The following is a 2,661-nucleotide window of genomic DNA, read 5'->3' on the forward strand; positions in this document are numbered from 1 at the left end:
GGGCCGTCGACCGGCTCCCAGAGCGAGACGATCCCGGGCAGCATCGGTCCGCGCACGATCGCGTGCCGGATGCCGAGCCCGGAGGTGGCCACGTCGCTGGACGTGATGCCTCCCTTGGCGATGACGAAGCGGGGTCGCGTGCGCGCGAGGACGCGCTGCACGACCTCGACGACCGCGGCCGAGACCCGCCGCGAGATGTCGAGGCTCTCGTCCTTGTCGTCCGTGCGGCGGAGGAGGCGGCTGGTGTGCACCGCGACGTCGCCGCGGCCCAGCGCGTCGACCGCGGCGTCGACGATCCCGTCGAGGTGGGCGGCGTCCTCGGCCAGCACGGCCTCGACGTCGATCTCGAGGGTCTGCTCCAGCGCGCCCTGCGCCGTGAGGACGGCGAGCTGGCGCGACGTGAGCCCCACGTGCGAGCCGACCACGATCAGGCCGCCGACGGCGTCGCTCCCGCTCGCTCCGTAGACGTCCTCCGCGGTGAGCGGAGGGTGCACCTCCTGGCCGATGCGGGCGCGGACGAACGGCGGGCCGACGCGGAAGAGGAACCGCTTGCCCGTCTCCTCCGCCGCCGCGAGACCCAGCGCCAGCAGTCGCATGTCGTCCTCGTGCACGGCGTCGACGATGACCGGGACGGAGCCCGTCAGCGGCAGGAGTGCCCGGACGATGCCGTCGACCCCGCCGCGCAGCACGCTCAGGTCCAGGCGGACGACCTGCTCGGCGCTCCAGCGGCCCTGCGTCTTCTCGGCGACGTAGTCGGCGAGGTCGGAGGAGGAGTAGCCGAACGTCGCGTCGCGGGCGAACTCGGTCTCGGCGATCGGAGTGAGCCCGTCCGGCGTGCGCATGAAGTGGACGCCGCCGATCGTGACGCGGCCGGCATCGGGGAACGCGGGCACCAGCAGCACGGCGTCGAAGCCGTGGCCGGTCGACTCCCGCACCGTCTGCTCGATGACGTCGGTCTCGAGCGGGTAGTGCCCGCGCAGGGTCGAGTCGCCGCGGCTGACGAAGACGATCGGAGTGCCGGCGGCGCCGGCCGCGCTCGTCGCGTGGGCGACGATCTCGCGGTTGCGCCGGGCGGCCGACTCGGGGTCCAGGCTCCGCGTGTTCGTGAGGACGTAGACGGCGGGGGCGCCCTGCGCCAGCGCCCAGTCGAAGTCCGCCGTCTCCCAGGAGGTGAGGACCGGCAGATCGGCGACCGACTGCGTGCCCGTGGGGTCGTCGTCCAGGACGATCAGCACCCGGCCGCTCCGCTGGACGGTCGCGGCGACCTCGGCCGCATCGACCGGGACGTGCTCGGGGTGGCCCGCGAGGGCGCTCGACTCTTCCATCATCACTCCTTTGTAGCTGATAGCAGATATCATACAAGTTGAAGGAGCATCGTCAAGCCCGCCCGGATCACGGCTCAGCGCAGGGTCGGCAGGACGTGCTCGCGGAAGTCGTCCGCCGTCTGCTTCATGTGGTCCGCCATCGCCCGGCGCGCGCCCTCGGGCTCGCCGGCCCGCACCGCCTCGAGGACCGCGGCGTGCTTCGCGATCGCCCGGCGCTGGATCCGCTCGATCGCCGACGTCTGCGCCCGCTTCTCGCGCATCACCCGCGAGAGCGGGGCGAAGACCGTGCCGACGAAGACGTTGCCGGTCGCGCGCAGGATCACGTCGTGGAAGGCGATGTCGGCCTCGACGAACGCGGCGACGTCGTCGGCGTCGTGCGCCGCGCGCATGCCGCTCAGCAGCCGCTCGAGCTCCTCGAGGTCGGCGTCGGAGCGGCGGACGGCGGCCAGTGCGGCCGCTCCGCTCTCGATCATCTCGCGCACCTCGATCAGCTGCAGCTCGGTCACTCCGGGATCAGCGCCGCGCGCCGTCACGCGCAGGATCGAGGCCAGATCGGTCCAGAGGGCGAGGGGCGCGACCGAGCCGCGCTTGCCGCGCCGGACGTCCAGCACGCCCAGGCCCTGCAGCCGCTTGAGCGCCTCGCGCATCGTCACGCGGCTCACATCGTGCTGCTCGGCGAGCTCGGCCTCGCTCGGCAGCTCGGAGCCGACCTCGAGGACCCCCGCGACGATGTCGTCGAGCAGGGCGTCCGCCACGGTCGTGACGAGGGAGGCGCGGACCACGGCAGGGTCTCCCGTCGGTTGGGGGTTTCCAGTGTACGGGCGGGCCGGGTCGTGCCCCGGGAACGGCGAAGGCCCCCGGCACGGATGCCGAGGGCCCTCGTCGTCGCGCTCAAGGAGCGCGGTGCGCTGACTTACGCGCGGGACTTGCGACCGGTGATCGCGCCGTAGACGAGCAGCACGATCAGGGCGCCGACGATGGCGAGCGCCCAGGTGCCGAGGTCGAAGAAGTTCTCGAGGCCGCGACCGAAGATCGCGCTGCCGATGAAGCCTCCGAGGAGGGCGCCGACGACGCCGAGGACGAGCGTGATGATCCATCCGCCGCCCTGACGGCCCGGGAGGATCGCCTTCGCGATGGCTCCGGCGATGAGTCCGAGGATGAGGAATCCGATGATGCCCATGATGTTTCTCCTTCGTGGTCGTGCTCGACCGGCCGTTCCGATGCGAGCGTCGACGCCTGTCGTGATGGCGTCCTGTGAAGTTCTCTTCCGGTCAGCGGAGTGAGCGCTGCACCTTCGCGCGGGCCTTGGCCGCGATGGAGGCGAAGTGCTCGGCCT

The 2,661-nt window shown here is 72.2% G+C and carries 3 protein-coding genes; all 3 read right to left on the reverse strand.

Going from position 1 to position 2,661, the window contains the following annotated elements:
* Positions 1-1,328: four-carbon acid sugar kinase family protein (locus IOC53_RS18505; RefSeq protein ID WP_207408066.1), on the reverse strand; the 1,328-nt coding region annotated here is incomplete at its 3' end.
* A gap of 71 nt (positions 1,329-1,399) precedes the next feature.
* Positions 1,400-2,107, reverse strand: a complete 708-nt coding sequence (locus tag IOC53_RS18510; protein WP_207408068.1) for a FadR/GntR family transcriptional regulator — start codon at positions 2,105-2,107, stop codon at positions 1,400-1,402.
* A gap of 131 nt (positions 2,108-2,238) precedes the next feature.
* The gene (locus IOC53_RS18515; protein WP_207408070.1) at positions 2,239-2,505 is read right to left on the reverse strand and encodes a GlsB/YeaQ/YmgE family stress response membrane protein; all 267 of its coding nucleotides are present in this window, start codon (positions 2,503-2,505) and stop codon (positions 2,239-2,241) included.
* Positions 2,506-2,661: the final 156 nt, after the last annotated feature.

Source organism: Rathayibacter sp. SD072 (assembly GCF_017355185.1).
Taxonomy (GTDB): Bacteria; Actinomycetota; Actinomycetes; order Actinomycetales; family Microbacteriaceae; genus Rathayibacter.

Excerpts from the sequence above, each read along its gene's own strand:
- IOC53_RS18515 (WP_207408070.1), bottom strand. The coding sequence starts at position 2,505 with ATGGGCATCATCGGATTCCTCATCCTCGGACTCATCGCCGGAGCCATC.